We start from the raw sequence: 15,742 nt of genomic DNA on the forward strand, positions 1-15,742 counted from the left end.
AACATAGTTTTAAAAATCAACAATGACCTTTAACACAGCCTTTCAAAAAAGGATGACCCTAGGCAAAGTGTTAGAGCCTTTGTTAAGGGACATCCTCTCTGATCAATCTCCGTTTCCGTCTCCGTTTCCGTCTCCGTTTCCGTTTTCGTCTCCTTTTCCTTTTCCGTTTCCTTTTCCGTTTGACTTCTTCTTCCATTTTTCCAAATCTTTATTCCATTTTTCTTCCCACTTATTTACTTGATTATTAAAGTTACCGAGAATATCATTTTGATTTCCCTGATTCTCATCAATGTTTCTTTGATCAATCAAGCTAGAAATATGAGGAACATGAAAACTTTCAGCAGGGGTGTTTTTTAAGGCACCCTTCATGACATCACGAAAAACATACGCTGCTCCCTCACCACTTGTTGTGGTTAAATAATGAGTCGAATCGGTCTTGTCATAACCAACCCAAATTGCCCCTACTAATTGCGGAGTGTACCCGACAAACCATTGGTCTTTTACTCCATCTACTCCTTGAATTGGAACCTGGGTTGTCCCTGTTTTACCTGCAATCTCCCTGCCAGGTATTTGGGCACCTTTACCAGATCCTTGTTCAACTACCCCAAGCAGCATCGTATTAATATCATCAGTAACTGCCTTCGTTGTAACCCGTATTTTTTTATCCTTCCATTCAGCGACTACCTTTCCATCTGAATCAACAATCTTGCGAATGACATGCGTTTCTGTCCTGTATCCTTTGTTCGGAAAAACCGTATAGGCTTCCGCCATTGTCATCGGGGAAACACCTTTATGCAATCCGCCAAGGGCAATCGCTAAATTATTGTCAGCTTTATCTAACGGAATCCCAAACCTTTTGGCTGCATCAAGACCTTTATTAATCCCAATTTGATTTAAAAGCCATACGGCAGGAACGTTTTTCGAGTCTTTGACAGCATCATACATAGGAACTTCTCCATCATAGCGATGATCGTAATTACTAGGCTGATAGTCTCCGAATTTCATAGGCTCGTCCTTCAACATATCTGTTATTTTCCAGCCATCCTCGAGTGCTGGCGTATAGACAACAATCGGTTTAATGGAAGACCCCGGCTGTGCCTGTAATTGCGAAGCCCGGTTGTATCCTCTAAAGACATGTTCTCCTCTTCCTCCAACAAGTGCCCTCACTCCTCCTGTCTTTGGATCAACTAAAACACCGCCACTTTGGACCAATTGATCTTGTCCTTTAGGGAATAGCGTATCGTTTTGGTACGTTTTTTCCATCGAAGATTGCATGTTCGGATCAAGTTCAGTATAGATTTTATAGCCACCGGTTAATAATTCATCCTGCGATAGGCCGTATTTATTGATGGCTTCATCAATTACTTGATCCACATAATATGGATATTTCCCACGGAACGGATCGTCCCCTTTATCATTAAGACTCACCTTCTCATTTTTGGCCTGATCATATTGCTCCTTTGTAATAAAGCCTTGCTCATTCATATTTTTTAAAACAAGATTACGCCGCTCTACAGCTTTTCCCATATGCTCATATGGATTTAATGCAGATGGTGCTTGGATTAGACCAGCAAGCAAAGCAGATTCACTAATGGTTAAATCCTTCACATCTTTGCCAAAGTACTTGCTGGCCGCTTGTTTAATCCCCCAAGCTCCATCCCCAAAATAAATTTGGTTTAAATACATTTGCAGAATCTCTTGTTTCGAATATTCTCTTTCTATTTTCATCGCTAAAAACATTTCATTTATCTTTCGTTTTAACGTTTTATCAGATGTAAGGAGCGCATTTTTTGCCAGCTGCTGGGTAATCGTACTCCCGCCTTCAGCCTTCCCGCCAGCTTTTAAATCATAGAAAAGCGCTCTTGACGTGCCAATAATATCTACGCCATGATGCTGATAAAACCTGTGATCCTCAATAGCTACGACAGCGTTTTTCATCGAGTTTGGAATCTCCTTGATGGACACACCTTCATTTTTACTCGCAGAAATTTTACTAGCTTCTTTGCCATGCATATCATAAAACACAGTAGCTTGCGGCAAATCGGTCTTTAGTTTTGATATATCAGCATTTTGAAAAAAAACAAGGAATACCCCAAATAATCCAAAAACGATCAGGGCTAATGACAAAGCAATTATTTTTAGCCTTTTTTTCCTATTTTTCAAAACTCTACTGAAAGCTTGTCTTTCCATAGTACCTCCCAAAAAATGACACATATCTTGATGTTCATGCATATAAACTTCGAAAGTACGTCCGAATTTATGTCGGGTGTTTTTCAAACTAAAGGCTGTGTTAAACTTGCCTGTTGATTTGCGCTCAAGTAGCGAGCATCCGCGGGCGTTCCGGAGAGCCTCCTCGGCGCTTAAGCGCCTGTGGGGTATCCCCTACCCCGTACTCTCGCAGGACGTTGAATAAGCTTCCATGAATCCTCACCGCACGAAGGAAATGCGATAGCATTTTCGAGGATCTCGTGCCTTCCGCTCCAATCAACATAGTTTAAAAAATCAACAATGACCTTTAACACAGCCAAAATAAAAAGACGGAAACCCGTCATTTTTATTACTTAGAGATTAGTTTTTGTTAATTCTTTAAACCGTAGCTTCGCAAGCTTTTCATCAAAGCTGCTAAAGATGCGATAATGTTTTTCATCCAGGATGCGAAAATGCTTACTTAAAATATTTTGCTGAAGAATAAAGCCGTTTTTTGTATGAATAGCCTTCCACCAAACACGCCCGCCAAGCGTTTTCATTTTACGATAATCGATTCCTTCACGAGCGACCGTTTCCAATACTTCAAGCGGTTCATTTCCAAATAAAAATTGGACTGTTTCTGTTTCACGAAAAAGTGCAACAATCGATACAACGGTTGCCCAATTGGCAAGAACTCTCCCTTTCTCTATTTGCACAAGGGTTTTCTTTGACACACCAATGATATCTGCCATTTTATCTTGAGTATAACCCGCCTCTGTTCTTATCAACCGAAGCTTGTCAGAAACGATAATGATAATTTCATCTCTGTTCACTTAAATAAGCACTTCCTTCAAATAGCATCTAGTGTAATTTTACACAAGTTTCCCCTAATTTAAAAGCAATAGGTTTTTTATTTAAAGACTCTGTTAAAATTGCCTGTTGATTTCCGCTCCAGTGGCGGTCCGGGGAGCCTCCTCGGCGCTACCTGCGACTGCGGGGCCACCCCTGCCCCGTACTCCCGCAGGACATTGTAATTACATCCTTGAATCCGCCCACGCACGAAGGAAATGCGATAGAATTTCGAGGAGTCGAGCTCCTTCCGCTCCAATCAACATAATGGTTAAATCAACAATGAGCTTTAACATAGCCCTATTTTAAAAAAAGAAAAACTGCTAATCTCTTAGAAATAGCAGTTTTACATTTTACTTACTCGCTTTTGGTGGGAAAACCGCACCCACTATCACATGACTTCTTAAGTTCACAGGCAGCGCATTTTCCTTTTTTTGATTTATTAATAAACCTTACGAGAGCCCAGGTTGCATATCCAAAAATAGCTACACCAATCACAATACTGGCAATCATAATGTTCCACCTCTTTTAAGTAATTAGGAAAGCCCGATAAGCTTGCCTCCTTGGAAGATAATAAATGATAAGATATAGGCGATGGCTAGTGCATAAACAATCGAAAAAGCCGTCCACTTTTTAGAGCCTGTTTCTTTGTAAATAGTTGCAGTTGTTGCTAAGCATGGAATATACAATAGTATGAAAACCATGAAGCTATATGCTGCAAGCGGTGTATAATAATGGGCCAATATGCCTTGAAGACTGGCAGATTGGGGAACAAAATAGATGATATTCATTGTCGAGATAATCGACTCTTTTGCTAAGAAACCAGTAATGAGTGATGCTACCGCTTGCCAAGTACCAAAACCAATTGGTGCAAACAGCGGTGCGATGACATTTCCGATTGCCGCTAAATAGCTGTGATCCATATCTACCTTCAAACCACCTGGTCCCGCATACGATAACAGCCAAATAAACACGGAACCGGCGAAGATGAAGGTACCAGCTTTTCTAACGAAGCCTTTCCCCTTATCCCAAGTGCTCCGCCATAGGGACTGGAATTGCGGAATACGATATGGCGGGAGTTCAATCACGAATAGCGATGTTTCTGATTTTAGTAAGGTTGAAGAAAAAATCTTTGCCAAGATTAAAGCAACAACAATTCCAAGAACATACAAACTAAGTACGATCGGAGCCTTATGACCGGCAAAAAACGCTCCAACAAACAATGCATATACTGGCAGACGCGCTGAACAGGACATTAACGGCGTCAGTAAAATGGTTACAAGGCGTTCTCTTGGTGTTTCAATTGTTCTGGCTGCCATAATACCAGGTACATTGCAACCAAAACCAATCATCATTGGAATAAAGGCTTTCCCGTTTAAACCAACCGATTCCATAATCCGGTCCATTACCAAAGCAACTCGAGCCATATATCCCGAATCCTCTAATAATGAAATAAAGAAGAAAAGAATAAAGATTTGCGGTACAAAAACTAGCACACCGCCAACCCCTGCTACTAAACCATTTATAATTAACGCATGAATAAATTCCGAGGCATGGATTGCCGTTAAAATATTTTCAAAGAGAGCTGTAACAGGGCCTGTTAAAAATGCGTCCAAGGCATCTGATATTGGGGTCCCAAGCCAATCAAATGTCAGTTTAAACATAAAAAACATCAATAACAGGAAAATCGGCATTCCTAGAACTCGATTGGTAACAATGGCGTCAATTTTTTCAGTTAGCGGAATAACCGCATCATTTTTTAGTAAGACATCCGAAATGATTTTTTCAATTACTTCTTTTCGTTTTAAATAAATAAAGCTTGCTAAAGATTTTATGTTGTACTCCTGCTTTAATGTTAATTCAAGATGTGCACAGATATCATTTAGCTTTTCAGAATCAGCCATCTGAGCTAAATAATTTTTCACATATTCGTTTCCTTCTATATATTGAATCGCAAGAAAACGTGTAGATTGTTCCGTAATACCGGCTATTATTTCGGTAATTTCCGAAATAGCCGCCTCCACTTCTTGCCCATAATAAACAAGATTCTTTTTGCTTGGCTGAAGGGATTTTGTCGATATCACATCAACAAGCATATCACAGCCTTTACCACTTCTTGCCACAACAGGAACAACCGGAACTCCAAGTGTTTCAGAAAACTTTTTCACATCTATTTGGATACCACGTTTATTTGCCACATCAATCATATTTAAACCAATAAGTACTGGCTTTTCATATTCTAGCAATTGAAGAGTTAAATGCAAATTGCGTTCCAATTGTGAAGCATCCAATATATTAAGTAAACGATCAACCGATTCATTTAAAAAGAATGAAGTAACAACTCCTTCATCCTTTGAGAGAGGGTTAAGGGTATAAATTCCCGGCAAATCAATTAATCTACCAATATTATTTTTGAAAACTCCTACTTTCTTTTCAACTGTTACACCGCTCCAGTTACCAACATACTCATAGGAACCTGTTAGATTATTGAACAATGAAGTCTTTCCAGTATTCGGATTACCGATAAGAGCGATTTCCATTATATTTTTTCCACCTCAATCTGAACTGCTTCTTTACGGCGAATACCAACACACTGTCCACAGGATTCGATCATGACGGGACCACCAAATGGCATCACGCATTTTACACATACTTCAGAGCCTTCTGTAATCCCTAAATCAAGCAACCTTCTTTGCACAAGGTGACCAACATGAGAAATGTCAATTATTTTTCCTTTTCCTCCCGCTTTCAACAAACCTTGCATGAATATCACCCTTTTGTTTATGTTAATTGAGAATGATTCTCTTTCTATATTAGTATTCTAACATTAAATCATTGAAAATGTAGTATAAATTTTGACAAAACTACGAATTTAAGAAGAATAGTGTCAGTAATGAGGAAATTATACAAGTTGAAGGTCAATAAGTGCACGATAAGGGTATGGAAAGAGGAATCTGAACACATAAAAGTGGCCTAGGTGCATAGAAGATGCCTTCTACGTTCAAGAAAAACGGTCGAAAACAGGAAATCATTCACGTAGACATCTTCTACGTTCACGGGAAGCGGTCGAAAACAGGAAATCGTCCACGTAGACACCTTCTAAGTTCACGAATAGAGGTAAAAAACAGGAGATCGTCCACCTAAGAGAACAGAATAATTCTAAATATGTGATTTCTATTAACAAAACTATAAATAAAATAGAGGATGTCCCTAAATGATTTGACCTCTAGCGTTTCATTCAATATATACAAAGATCAGCTATACATTGTAGATTGAGGTCTTACACTTAGTTTTTGGACATCCTCTTAGGAGATTAAATCATTTTTTTCGGTGCAGCACTAATCACAAGAATGACAACAATGGTACTGAGTATAAAACTTGGAAGCATAAACGTTCCATTATAAAGAAGGGAGTAAACCGCTACTGGCTGGCCCTTTGGAGCATAGGAACCAAAAAATGCAACTCCTGAAATAAAGTGGCTTATATATCGTAGCGCACTTCCTAAAAAAGTACCGAGAACAACATATGACATCCATTTGCCTTTTTTATTTTCATTTACAGCGTTTTTCACTTTAGCAGCAAAGACGCCTGCCAGACCAACTGCAGTAAATGCGAAAAAATAGTCGATAATCCCTTGAACAATGGTATAAATTTGTGAAAATCCAAGAATAAATTGCAATAATCCTAATAAAAAGCCAGATAATACTCCACCTTTAACTCCCCAACGAAAGGCCATGATAAAAATTGGCACCATTGCAATGGAAATGGACCCTCCCTGCGGCCAAATTTTGAATGATAAAATATTGGCGAGGTAATCCAATAAAAACGCTAAAGCTGTAAAGATGGCGACCTCAACGATAAACAAGGTGTTACTTTTCTTTTGGTTCAAAACCGTTTCCCCCTATTTGTTTCTTCTCTAGAAATCGACGAATGCTTCCATGTGAAGCAACATAAGCCGAAAAACAAAAAAGCAATACAGAACGCTATAAGGCTGTCTGCATTGCTTATCTATCCGGCAAACCACATCCCTACGTTAGCGTTAACTAACAGGTTCAAAGGGTCAGAACTTATCATCGTTCACTCTCAGCCTTAAAAGCGGCTCCCCTTGTGGAAGTATTCTTTTTGATATCCAAGACCAATATACTATTGTTTGATTTCTAATACAAGAAGAAGCAACCTCATATTGGGTACATTTTTCGTTTCCCATCTATACAGAGCCTGCATATGCTGTATAAAAAAATGTTTCAGGAGAAGCGATCTATGTTTACTTTAAAGGTTGATGAAGAAATTAAGCTATACTTATTCCAGCCCCACCATGCTATTGAGCTCTTTCAGCTTGTTGAAAAGAATCGTGAGCATTTACGCAGCTGGCTGCCATGGGTAGATGACATGAACTCCCCCAGTCAATTTGAGGCTGTCATTCCTTTGTGGCTGAGACAATTTGCAGAAAATAATGGAATAACAACCGGCATCCTTTATAAAGGTGAACTTGTTGGTTCTATTGCAATTCAGCAGATAGATTGGCATAACAAATCAACAAGCATCGGTTACTATCTCGCAAGAAAAGCCGAAGGTCATGGGGTAATGACACGCTCCGTTAGTGCATTGATAAATTATGCATTTTTCCAATTAGGTTTAAATCGAGTTGAAATTCGCTGCGGCGAGTATAACAAAAAAAGCCGTGCAATTCCGGAGAGATTAAGATTTGTAAAAGAAGGAAAAATTAGAGATGGTGAGGAATTATATGGGCGTTTCCATGACATCATCATTTATGGCATACTGGCTCGCGATTGGAAAGGAATGTATTTCAGGTAGAGCATTTTATCTCCTGGCCTTATACAATCACGTTCACTGCCTTTTGGCAGTTTTTTTTGTTATGATGAAATGGTTAAAAAAATTTTTACAAAATTTCAATGTATCCTTAAAGTAGAATAGGAAATTAGAGGTTATAATGTTAAGAAGAGATTTTTAGTAAGTGAGGTGGCGCCTTACAATTGTAAGGCCAGACATGCTTTGGATGAACGTATTCAGTATTATTATTTTAATTGCCTTTACCGCATTTTTTGTTGCATCTGAATTTGCCATGGTAAAGGTTCGTACAACAAGGATTGATCAATTAATTTTAGAAGGGAACAAGAAAGCAGAAGCAGCGAAAAAGATGTTGGCTAATTTAGATGGCTACCTGTCCGCTACTCAGGTTGGGATTACAATTACATCCTTAATTCTCGGATGGAAGGGAGAGCCGACCATTCGGCAGATGCTAGACCCTATTTTTGCAAGACTGCACTTGCCGATATCGCTTGAACAAATTCTTTCCTTTATTATTGCTTTCCTTATCATTACTTTTTTTAATGTAGTAATTGGAGAATTAGCTCCAAAAACAATTGCCATTCAAAAGGCGGAGGAAATCCTGTTAAATTTTGCACCCGCCCTCCATTTGTTTTATACAGTGATGTACCCGTTCATTTGGGCTCTGAATCGTTCAGCACGTTTTGTAACCGGCCTTTTCGGTTATAAGCCCGTTTCAGATAATGAGATGGTTATGTCTGAGGAGGAACTGAGGATGATTCTTTCCCAAAGCTATGAGAGTGGCGAAATAAATCAATCAGAGTATAGCTATGTCAATCGAATTTTTGAATTTGATAACCGTGTAGCTAAGGAAATTATGGTACCACGTACAGAAGTTATCACGCTTTCAAAAGAGGCAACGATGGACGAGATCATCGAAACCGTGCAAGAAGAAAAATATACCCGCTATCCAGTAATTGATGGTGACAAAGACAATATTTTAGGGATTGTCAATATTAAAGAAGTTTTAACGGATTGTATTCAACAGAAATGCAGTGGAGAAAATCTGCTTAAATCTTATATTAAACCAGTGATCCATGTCATTGAAACCATTCCAATCCAAGAATTATTGGTAAAGCTCCAAAAAAATCGGTCCCATATGGCAATATTATCGGACGAATACGGTGGAACGGCAGGAATTGTAACCGTGGAGGATATTCTAGAAGAAATTGTTGGTGAAATTCGTGATGAATTTGATCTTGATGAATTGCCACTTATTCAGAAAAAAGCCGAAGGTCATTATATCTTAGATGGAAAGGTCCTGATTGGGGAAGTAAATGATCTTTTAGGAACATCTCTTGAATTGGAAGACGTAGATACAATTGCCGGATGGTTTTTAACACAAAAATTTGATGTACATACAGGAGATACAATTGAACAAGAAGGGTATATTTTTAAAATAAATGAAATCGAAGGACATCATATCCTCTACATTGATGTCCAAAAAAAGGAAAAGGATGTCCTATAACAATGTGTCAGATTTCTCAACCTCAATATATTGCTGAACTTTCATAATTAGCGACAATATATCGAATGTTGAATGAGAGATCAGACCCTTTTGGGCATCCTCTTCATATTGTCTAATTTTACGAATATTCCACCTTTTTATCATATAAACCATTCATCTTCCATAAAATGTAGTGTGAAAATGGATACGTTTGACTGCAGAGTTTTAATTCTCTATAATTATTGTTAATATTTATAAATTGTTGAGGTGGTTTAGTGGGGCTACCAGACTGGTAATGAATTAGAAATAAAGTCATTTAAATTACAAGAATTCTATTTTATAAGTAAATTTTTTTATCATACCGGGAGGTGACACCTTACTCGTCTAATAACGAGATAAGGAAACTTATTTGGACATATTTAACGTGGTGACTATAGCCATTTTGATTGCTTTAACTGGTTTTTTTGTTGCTTCAGAATTTGCGATTGTCAAAATTCGCAGTTCAAGAATTGATCAGTTAATCGAAGAAGGAAGTTCGAGTGCTATTTCAGTCAAAAAGGTTATTTCGAATCTGGATGAATATTTATCTGCCTGTCAGCTGGGAATTACCATTACAGCCCTTGGTTTAGGTTGGTTAGGGGAATCGACATTTGAAAGGCTGCTTCGTCCACTTTTCATCGGATTGCACATCCCTGAAAGTATTACCCAGATATTATCTATTGGTTGTGCATTTGCTGCCATTACCTTTTTACACGTTGTAGTTGGAGAGCTTGCACCAAAAACACTTGCTATCCAGAAAGCGGAAGCCATTGCCCTTGTGATGTCCCGACCGCTAATCCTTTTTTATAAGATTATGTACCCTATTATTTGGGTTCTTAATGGGTCAGCGCGTGTTACAGCAAGATTCTTTGGGGTAAAACCGGTTTTGGAAAATGAAATAGCCCATACTGAGGATGAACTTCGAATTATCCTATCTGAAAGCTATAGAAGTGGTGAAATTAACCAATCTGAGTTTAAGTATGTAAATAAAATTTTTGAGTTTGATAATCGAATTGCAAAAGAAGTCATGGTACCAAGAACCGAAATGGTGTCCTTGTCCAAGGATGATACATTAGAAACCTTTCTACAAGTTTTACGTGAAGAAAAGTTCACAAGGTACCCTATTATAGATGGTGACAAAGACCATATCATTGGTCTCGTTAATATAAAAGAAGTGATGACCGATTTAATCGGCAATGAAAACCTTTCAACTAAGACTCTAGAAAACTATACTAGACCCATTATAAGAGTTATAGAAACGATTCCCATCCATGATTTGCTTGTAAAAATGCAAAAAGATCAGGTTCACATGGCGTTACTTATGGATGAATATGGTGGGACATCCGGCCTTGTTACTGCTGAAGATATTCTAGAGGAAATTGTTGGGGAAATTCGTGATGAATTTGATATGGATGAAATCCCGATGATTCGTAAAATTAAGGATAACCACTACATTATTGATGCCAAAGTTTTAGTCAGTGAAGTCAACGATTTGCTTGACATTGTAATTAATGATGAAGATGTTGATACTATTGGCGGATGGTTCCTAACTGAAAACTATGAGGCGAAGGAAGGCGACCTTCTTCATTACGAAAACTTCACCTTTAAAATCCTTGACATGGAAGAGCATCATATTAAATATATCGAAGTAACGAAAAATGCTACGAATGGCGAGGCCATTATTCAGCAGATTGCCATAACAAAATCAGAAGTTCTATCATAAACTAAGAAAAGCTCAAGGCCCCTAGCGACAAATGGACTTCGCTAGGGGCCTTGAGCTTGACAATTCTCGAAGTTGAATTTACTTTCTTTTTATAAAAGCAGACCCTAACCGGTCTGTTTTTTTTCCATCATAAAAAAAATTTATTGTATTTTCGTCCCCTTTCATTTCGTTCTTAATAACATTATTTCCTCTTCGGCTTTTGCTAGCTTAACTAAGTGGGTATCAAGACGACGGTTGATATGTTGAATTTCATTTCTTTGTGTTTCTTCAATACGCTCAAGGGCGTCTTTAATATCAGACAAATCAATTTGATTGACAGCAACCCTATGTTCAATGCTATCTACTTTGACTAATCCCGAAAGTCTTCCTTCAATATTTTCTAAAGTTTTATTTAATTCTTGAATTAGAGTTTTGATATCATTAACATTTTCGGATAATTTCTCAAGTTTTTGTTCCATCGTCAAAACACCCTTTCGTTTTTCTCTTTATTTTAGATTTTAGCATTACTAGCACATTAAATATGTTACAAAATAAGCAACAACGGGGAATTGATCTTATAAATATATGAGAATTTTTTAGCAATAATATAAGCATTTTTTTATTCAATTATAATTGACCGTTATCAGATAACATGTTCATAGGAAATTCCTCTTAAATGTTATACCTTTGATATAAACTTTCTATTCTTAAGTTAATAAAAAATTATACCATTATTTGAAAAGTCTAAAATGATGAAAAAGGTATCCTTCAATTTTTTCAAGGATACCTTTCTTTCATATATCAATAGCTTTCAACCTTTGGATTGGTTTCATCAAATTTATAACCAATACCCCAGATAGTATGTATAAATGGCTGCTCCAACGATCCAATTTTTTTCCTTAACCGCTTTACATGCACATCGACTGTCCGCTCATCGCCATAAAACTGATATCCCCAAACCTTATCAAGCAATTGCTCCCGAGAAAATACCTGTCGATGATTTTGAATAAAGAAGTATAATAAATCAAACTCCTTTGGGGTTAAATTATAAACCTTCTCTCCATTAAAGAAAACCTCTCTAGTTTCCTTGCTAATCTTGAAATGCTCTGTTTCGAGGAAATGTCCTTCGTGACTTTTTAGGTCCTGGTGAAATCTTCTTGAAACAGCTTTAATCCTTGCCATTAATGTAAGCGGACTAAAAGGCTTTGTCACATAATCATCCGCTCCCATTTCTAGCCCTAAAACCTGATCGGATTCACTATCCTTTGCCGTTAATAGGATGATGGGAACATTGCTTATCTCTCTAATTTTCTTACACAAACTTACCCCGTCCATTCCTGGTAGCATCCAATCAATGATGAGCACATCCCATTCCCCACTGCGATAGCGGTCATAGCCCTCCAATCCATTATGGACAAATTCTCCCTTATAACCTTCCTTTATAAAAAACATTTCCAGCATCGAGCAGACACTTTCATTATCCTCTATCACTAAAATATTCATTCTTTCACCGGCCCCTATATTATTCTTAAGACCAATTTACTCAATTTTGCTACAAAAGGCTATATTTTTTTTATTTTGTAATTCCTTTTTAAAAGTTTGTAAAAAAAGAACAAGCCCAGTAAGTTTAAATGGCTTGTTCTTTAATTTATAAAGTGTCATTCTTAAAACTTTAATTCACTTGCTTAGATAAGTCTGGTTTTAATAGTTTCACACTTTCAAATACTTTTCCAAGCTCATCTTGCCCTTTTGTGAAGCTGGCATTAGCCGCATCCATAGAAGGAGAATCCTTTTTCAATTCGTCCGCTTTCATTTGATAGGAAGCTGCAATATCCTTAACTGCCGCTTCTAAGTCAGACTTTTGATCCTTTAATTCTGCAGGAATTTGAATTTTATTCAATTCAGCAGCAACTGCTGCTGAAGCTGTACTAGCTTTTGTCTTCATCTCAGGAGTAATTTTAACCGTTGGATCTGCAGCTGCTTTGGCTGCTTTTGTTTCATATGTATTTAGATCAACATCTCGATCGTTGATTTCCTGACCAAGGTCCATGTAGAACTTTACTAAAGGCTTCTTAACATCTGTTTCTTTAGGAGCAGCTGCCTCTTTGGTCTCTTTGTTGTCTGTTTTGGCTGTATCCTTGCTTGAACAGGCAGATAAACCAATTGCCACAGTTAAAGCAGTCGCCACCATTAAGATTTTCTTCATCATTTTTCCCCCTATTTCTCTATTTTTCTTCCTTATTCTACAACATATACTAAGACGATTGAAGAGCAAAAAGGTTTCAAATAATAAAAATTTTTATATTTAATAGAATTTACCCTATATTTGGTAAACGGTATTAATCTCAAAACAAAGGAACTCATACTATTAATATTTCTCACCATGCTAATTGTCTAATTCTAAAAATTGAGAATAATATGTGAAATATATTACAATGATGTAAGATTATGGTGTATAATAAAATTGAACTAAAACTAATTTTCTATAATATCCAACAAAGAATTTTTCAGGATTCCTACCTACAATGAAAGGGGTTGGACACCATGGAATATTCGAGGCCACAGGTTGTTTTCTTTCATGTAACGTTTGATTTGTCAGTGCTTTTGACTACCACTGTTACTGCTCTTATTGTTTTCCTCTTTGCCTGCCTCTCTACACGTAAAATTTCACTTTCCACAAAAAATAAATGGCAAAATATTATGGAATGGATTGTCGAGTTTGTCCAGGGAATCATGCATACCTCAATGGGTTCAACTAATCATTTATTTATTCTCGCTACGGGGGTTTCTCTACTAATGTACCTACTAATTGGAAATCTATTAGGGGTCCCCCTCGCCATCATTTCAACCGGTGAAAATCCTGTATTATGGTGGAAATCTCCTACGGCAGATGCTCATGTTACCATGACATTAGCCATCATGATTATGGCCTATACACATTTCATCGATGTTCGACTGCATGGTTTCAAACACTATTTTTCAAGCTATTTTAAACCCTTTAAAGCCCTATTTGCTATAAATATTTTAGAGGAATTATCGACTACTTTAACATTAGGACTTCGCTTATTTGGTAATATATTTGCAGGTGAAGTTATGCTTGCTATTCTAGCAAGTGCGGTAAATAAGGGAATTTTAGCAGCTTTTTTTGCTTCAATGCCATTGTTAATCTGGCAAGGTTTCTGTATCTTTATAGGTGTCATTCAGGCTTATATTTTTGTTGCACTCACTATGTTCTATATTGGCCGTAGGTTATCAAATGTAGGGTAGAATAGGAGATGACTACTTTGGGTGACTTTACGATATTGGGCTTACCAATTTCACTTGGAACAATGATTTATCAGGCATTTATTTTTACAGTCCTTACATTACTCTTGAAGAAATTTGCACTAAAGAAACTAGTAAATGTCATTGCTACTAGAAAGAATCATATTGAAAATCAGCTTAAAACAGCGGAAATGTATAAGCATGAAGCTGAAAAAAATCTTGAAGCAAGTAATTTTACTCTTAAAAAAGCTAGAAAGGAAGCTAGAGAGATATTAAGCCACAGTGAAACTGAAGCTGAACGGATTATTAAAGCTGCAAAGGTAGAGGCTAAAAAAATTCTAAAAGAAGCAAAAGAAGATGCATTATTTGTTCGTTCCCAATCATTTGATCCTAAAGGTCATAATAAGGGGGCATAGGATTATGAAACAGACATTTATTAAATACCATGGAAGGGTTACTGAGAATTTAGAATTGAGGATAGAGGATAAATGGATTTATGTTCATTATACAAAAGGAGCAATTGAAAAAACTGCCTGTATTTTAATAAATGAAGAGAAGTCTAAACAGGAGTTACTAGAAGGCTTTTTTAAAGAAAATGGCGTGAATGAAGCAATAAAGAAAGAGGTTGACAAATATTTAATGAAAGAACAAAATACTTCTAACAGAAATTGGATAGAATTTACAAATTTTCTTTTGAGAGCTCTTTCAATGCATCTAGTAGTGGGCATTGCTATTGCTCTTTGTGTTTTGGCTGGTTATAAAATTGGAACCACTTTAGATGTCCGTTATAGTTTTTATCCTGTATTTACATTACTAGGTACATTTTTAGGAATTGGAATTGGCGGATTAACCGGTTTTACAATGATACAGAAATACGTAAAAAGCCCTGAGGAAAACAAAAAAGAAAAAGAGTTTCCAAGACATACTTCGAAAAATGATCAACAGGAGGTGAAACAACATCCAGTTATTGACCTCACAATCGACCAAGTACGGAAAGCGATTAGAGAGTTTTCCGATAATTTGCCAAAGGGTGTTTACCGGACTATTCTTGTTCAGGAAGACAATAGCATCGATTTCAAGCAACTAGCTCATATTCTGAAGGGTGTTCCTTCAAAAAAATTTTACATGTCAAAAGAAACATATGATTTATTCGAGGAAAATGAAAAGAAAATTCCTGTTGAAATGGATATGGTTCAAAAAGCCGTCGATCAATATGTTAAGGAACATAAGGAATATCCGATGCTAAAATTTGATCCACATCAGAGAGTAAATTATTACCAATTAATTCACAGTCATTATCTTTCCGCTCACCCGGAAGTCCAATTTTATATTACCGACTTAGATGGACTAGTTACCCATATAAAACCGAGAAAAAAATTAGGAAACTCTTAAAAAGAGATGAATTT

Annotated in this window: 15 protein-coding genes and 1 riboswitch; of the genes, 6 read left to right on the forward strand and 9 right to left on the reverse strand. The window is 37.0% G+C overall.

All coding sequences use genetic code 11. From position 1 onward, the window contains the following. Positions 1 to 102 precede the first annotated feature (102 nt). The 6 genes from BN1082_RS17315 to thiT form a co-directional block, all read right to left on the reverse strand. Entirely contained in the window at positions 103 to 2,190 is a 2,088-nt protein-coding gene (locus tag BN1082_RS17315; RefSeq protein WP_090636259.1) for a transglycosylase domain-containing protein, read from the reverse strand. Between the two features lie 371 nt (positions 2,191 to 2,561). Further along, entirely contained in the window at positions 2,562 to 3,020 is a 459-nt protein-coding gene (locus BN1082_RS17320) for a helix-turn-helix transcriptional regulator (RefSeq protein WP_090636261.1), read from the reverse strand. A 373-nt stretch (positions 3,021 to 3,393) separates the two neighbouring features. Then, positions 3,394 to 3,549: a FeoB-associated Cys-rich membrane protein gene (locus BN1082_RS17325; RefSeq protein ID WP_090636264.1), complete on the reverse strand. Its 156-nt coding sequence runs from the start codon at positions 3,547 to 3,549 to the stop codon at positions 3,394 to 3,396. A gap of 23 nt (positions 3,550 to 3,572) precedes the next feature. Further along, complete coding sequence (feoB, locus tag BN1082_RS17330) at positions 3,573 to 5,576, reverse strand: ferrous iron transport protein B (RefSeq protein ID WP_090636266.1); 2,004 nt, start codon at positions 5,574 to 5,576, stop codon at positions 3,573 to 3,575. Continuing rightward, complete coding sequence (locus tag BN1082_RS17335) at positions 5,576 to 5,800, reverse strand: FeoA family protein (RefSeq protein ID WP_090636269.1); 225 nt, start codon at positions 5,798 to 5,800, stop codon at positions 5,576 to 5,578. Before BN1082_RS17335 ends, feoB begins: the two co-directional genes overlap by 1 nt. Before the next feature lie 549 nt (positions 5,801 to 6,349). Next, positions 6,350 to 6,925 (reverse strand): energy-coupled thiamine transporter ThiT, encoded by a 576-nt coding sequence (gene thiT, locus BN1082_RS17340; RefSeq protein WP_090636272.1) that lies wholly within the window; start codon positions 6,923 to 6,925, stop codon positions 6,350 to 6,352. 119 nt (positions 6,926 to 7,044) lie between these two features. Further along, positions 7,045 to 7,152, reverse strand: a riboswitch (TPP riboswitch). A 144-nt stretch (positions 7,153 to 7,296) separates the two neighbouring features. On the opposite strand from thiT, the gene BN1082_RS17345 reads away from it, so the two are divergent. From BN1082_RS17345 to BN1082_RS17355, 3 genes are all read left to right on the forward strand, one after another. Next, the gene (locus tag BN1082_RS17345; RefSeq protein WP_090636274.1) at positions 7,297 to 7,851 is read left to right on the forward strand and encodes a GNAT family N-acetyltransferase; all 555 of its coding nucleotides are present in this window, start codon (positions 7,297 to 7,299) and stop codon (positions 7,849 to 7,851) included. A 193-nt stretch (positions 7,852 to 8,044) separates the two neighbouring features. Continuing rightward, on the forward strand, positions 8,045 to 9,352 hold the full coding sequence (locus tag BN1082_RS17350) for a hemolysin family protein (protein WP_090636277.1): 1,308 nt from the start codon (positions 8,045 to 8,047) through the stop codon (positions 9,350 to 9,352). Between the two features lie 388 nt (positions 9,353 to 9,740). Next, positions 9,741 to 11,093, forward strand: a complete 1,353-nt coding sequence (locus BN1082_RS17355; protein WP_090636280.1) for a hemolysin family protein — start codon at positions 9,741 to 9,743, stop codon at positions 11,091 to 11,093. A 161-nt stretch (positions 11,094 to 11,254) separates the two neighbouring features. On the opposite strand, the gene BN1082_RS17360 is transcribed toward BN1082_RS17355, so the two are convergent. The 3 genes from BN1082_RS17360 to BN1082_RS17370 form a co-directional block, all read right to left on the reverse strand. Then, positions 11,255 to 11,551, reverse strand: coding sequence for a hypothetical protein (locus tag BN1082_RS17360; protein WP_090636283.1), 297 nt, complete (start codon positions 11,549 to 11,551; stop codon positions 11,255 to 11,257). A 322-nt stretch (positions 11,552 to 11,873) separates the two neighbouring features. After that, the gene (locus BN1082_RS17365) at positions 11,874 to 12,575 is read right to left on the reverse strand and encodes a response regulator transcription factor (protein WP_090636285.1); all 702 of its coding nucleotides are present in this window, start codon (positions 12,573 to 12,575) and stop codon (positions 11,874 to 11,876) included. A 169-nt stretch (positions 12,576 to 12,744) separates the two neighbouring features. Next, positions 12,745 to 13,278: a hypothetical protein gene (locus BN1082_RS17370; RefSeq protein WP_090636288.1), complete on the reverse strand. Its 534-nt coding sequence runs from the start codon at positions 13,276 to 13,278 to the stop codon at positions 12,745 to 12,747. A 338-nt stretch (positions 13,279 to 13,616) separates the two neighbouring features. On the opposite strand from BN1082_RS17370, the gene atpB reads away from it, so the two are divergent. Genes atpB through BN1082_RS17385 form a run of 3 tightly spaced genes read left to right on the forward strand, consistent with a single transcriptional unit; the run spans position 13,617 to position 15,728 of the window. After that, positions 13,617 to 14,339 carry a F0F1 ATP synthase subunit A gene (atpB, locus tag BN1082_RS17375; protein ID WP_090636289.1) on the forward strand — a complete coding sequence of 241 codons (723 nt, stop codon included), beginning with the start codon at positions 13,617 to 13,619 and terminating at the stop codon, positions 14,337 to 14,339. Positions 14,340 to 14,356: 17 nt separating this feature from the next. Continuing rightward, positions 14,357 to 14,752 (forward strand): F0F1 ATP synthase subunit B, encoded by a 396-nt coding sequence (locus BN1082_RS17380; RefSeq protein WP_176699846.1) that lies wholly within the window; start codon positions 14,357 to 14,359, stop codon positions 14,750 to 14,752. Positions 14,753 to 14,756: 4 nt separating this feature from the next. Next, the gene (locus BN1082_RS17385) at positions 14,757 to 15,728 is read left to right on the forward strand and encodes an AtpZ/AtpI family protein (protein WP_090636293.1); all 972 of its coding nucleotides are present in this window, start codon (positions 14,757 to 14,759) and stop codon (positions 15,726 to 15,728) included. Positions 15,729 to 15,742 lie beyond the last annotated feature (14 nt).

It is taken from the genome of Neobacillus massiliamazoniensis (assembly GCF_001048695.1).
Lineage (GTDB): Bacteria > Bacillota > Bacilli > Bacillales > Cytobacillaceae > Neobacillus > Neobacillus massiliamazoniensis.

Coding starts and splice junctions, on each gene's coding strand:
- BN1082_RS17315 (WP_090636259.1), bottom strand. CDS start 2,190: ATGGAAAGACAAGCTTTCAGTAGAGTTTTGAAAAATAGGAAAAAAAGG.
- BN1082_RS17325 (WP_090636264.1), bottom strand. CDS start 3,549: ATGATTGCCAGTATTGTGATTGGTGTAGCTATTTTTGGATATGCAACC.
- feoB (WP_090636266.1), bottom strand. CDS start 5,576: ATGGAAATCGCTCTTATCGGTAATCCGAATACTGGAAAGACTTCATTG.
- BN1082_RS17335 (WP_090636269.1), bottom strand. CDS start 5,800: ATGCAAGGTTTGTTGAAAGCGGGAGGAAAAGGAAAAATAATTGACATT.
- BN1082_RS17345 (WP_090636274.1), top strand. CDS start 7,297: ATGTTTACTTTAAAGGTTGATGAAGAAATTAAGCTATACTTATTCCAG.
- BN1082_RS17350 (WP_090636277.1), top strand. CDS start 8,045: ATGCTTTGGATGAACGTATTCAGTATTATTATTTTAATTGCCTTTACC.
- BN1082_RS17360 (WP_090636283.1), bottom strand. CDS start 11,551: ATGGAACAAAAACTTGAGAAATTATCCGAAAATGTTAATGATATCAAA.
- BN1082_RS17365 (WP_090636285.1), bottom strand. CDS start 12,575: ATGAATATTTTAGTGATAGAGGATAATGAAAGTGTCTGCTCGATGCTG.
- BN1082_RS17370 (WP_090636288.1), bottom strand. CDS start 13,278: ATGAAGAAAATCTTAATGGTGGCGACTGCTTTAACTGTGGCAATTGGT.
- atpB (WP_090636289.1), top strand. CDS start 13,617: ATGGAATATTCGAGGCCACAGGTTGTTTTCTTTCATGTAACGTTTGAT.
- BN1082_RS17385 (WP_090636293.1), top strand. CDS start 14,757: ATGAAACAGACATTTATTAAATACCATGGAAGGGTTACTGAGAATTTA.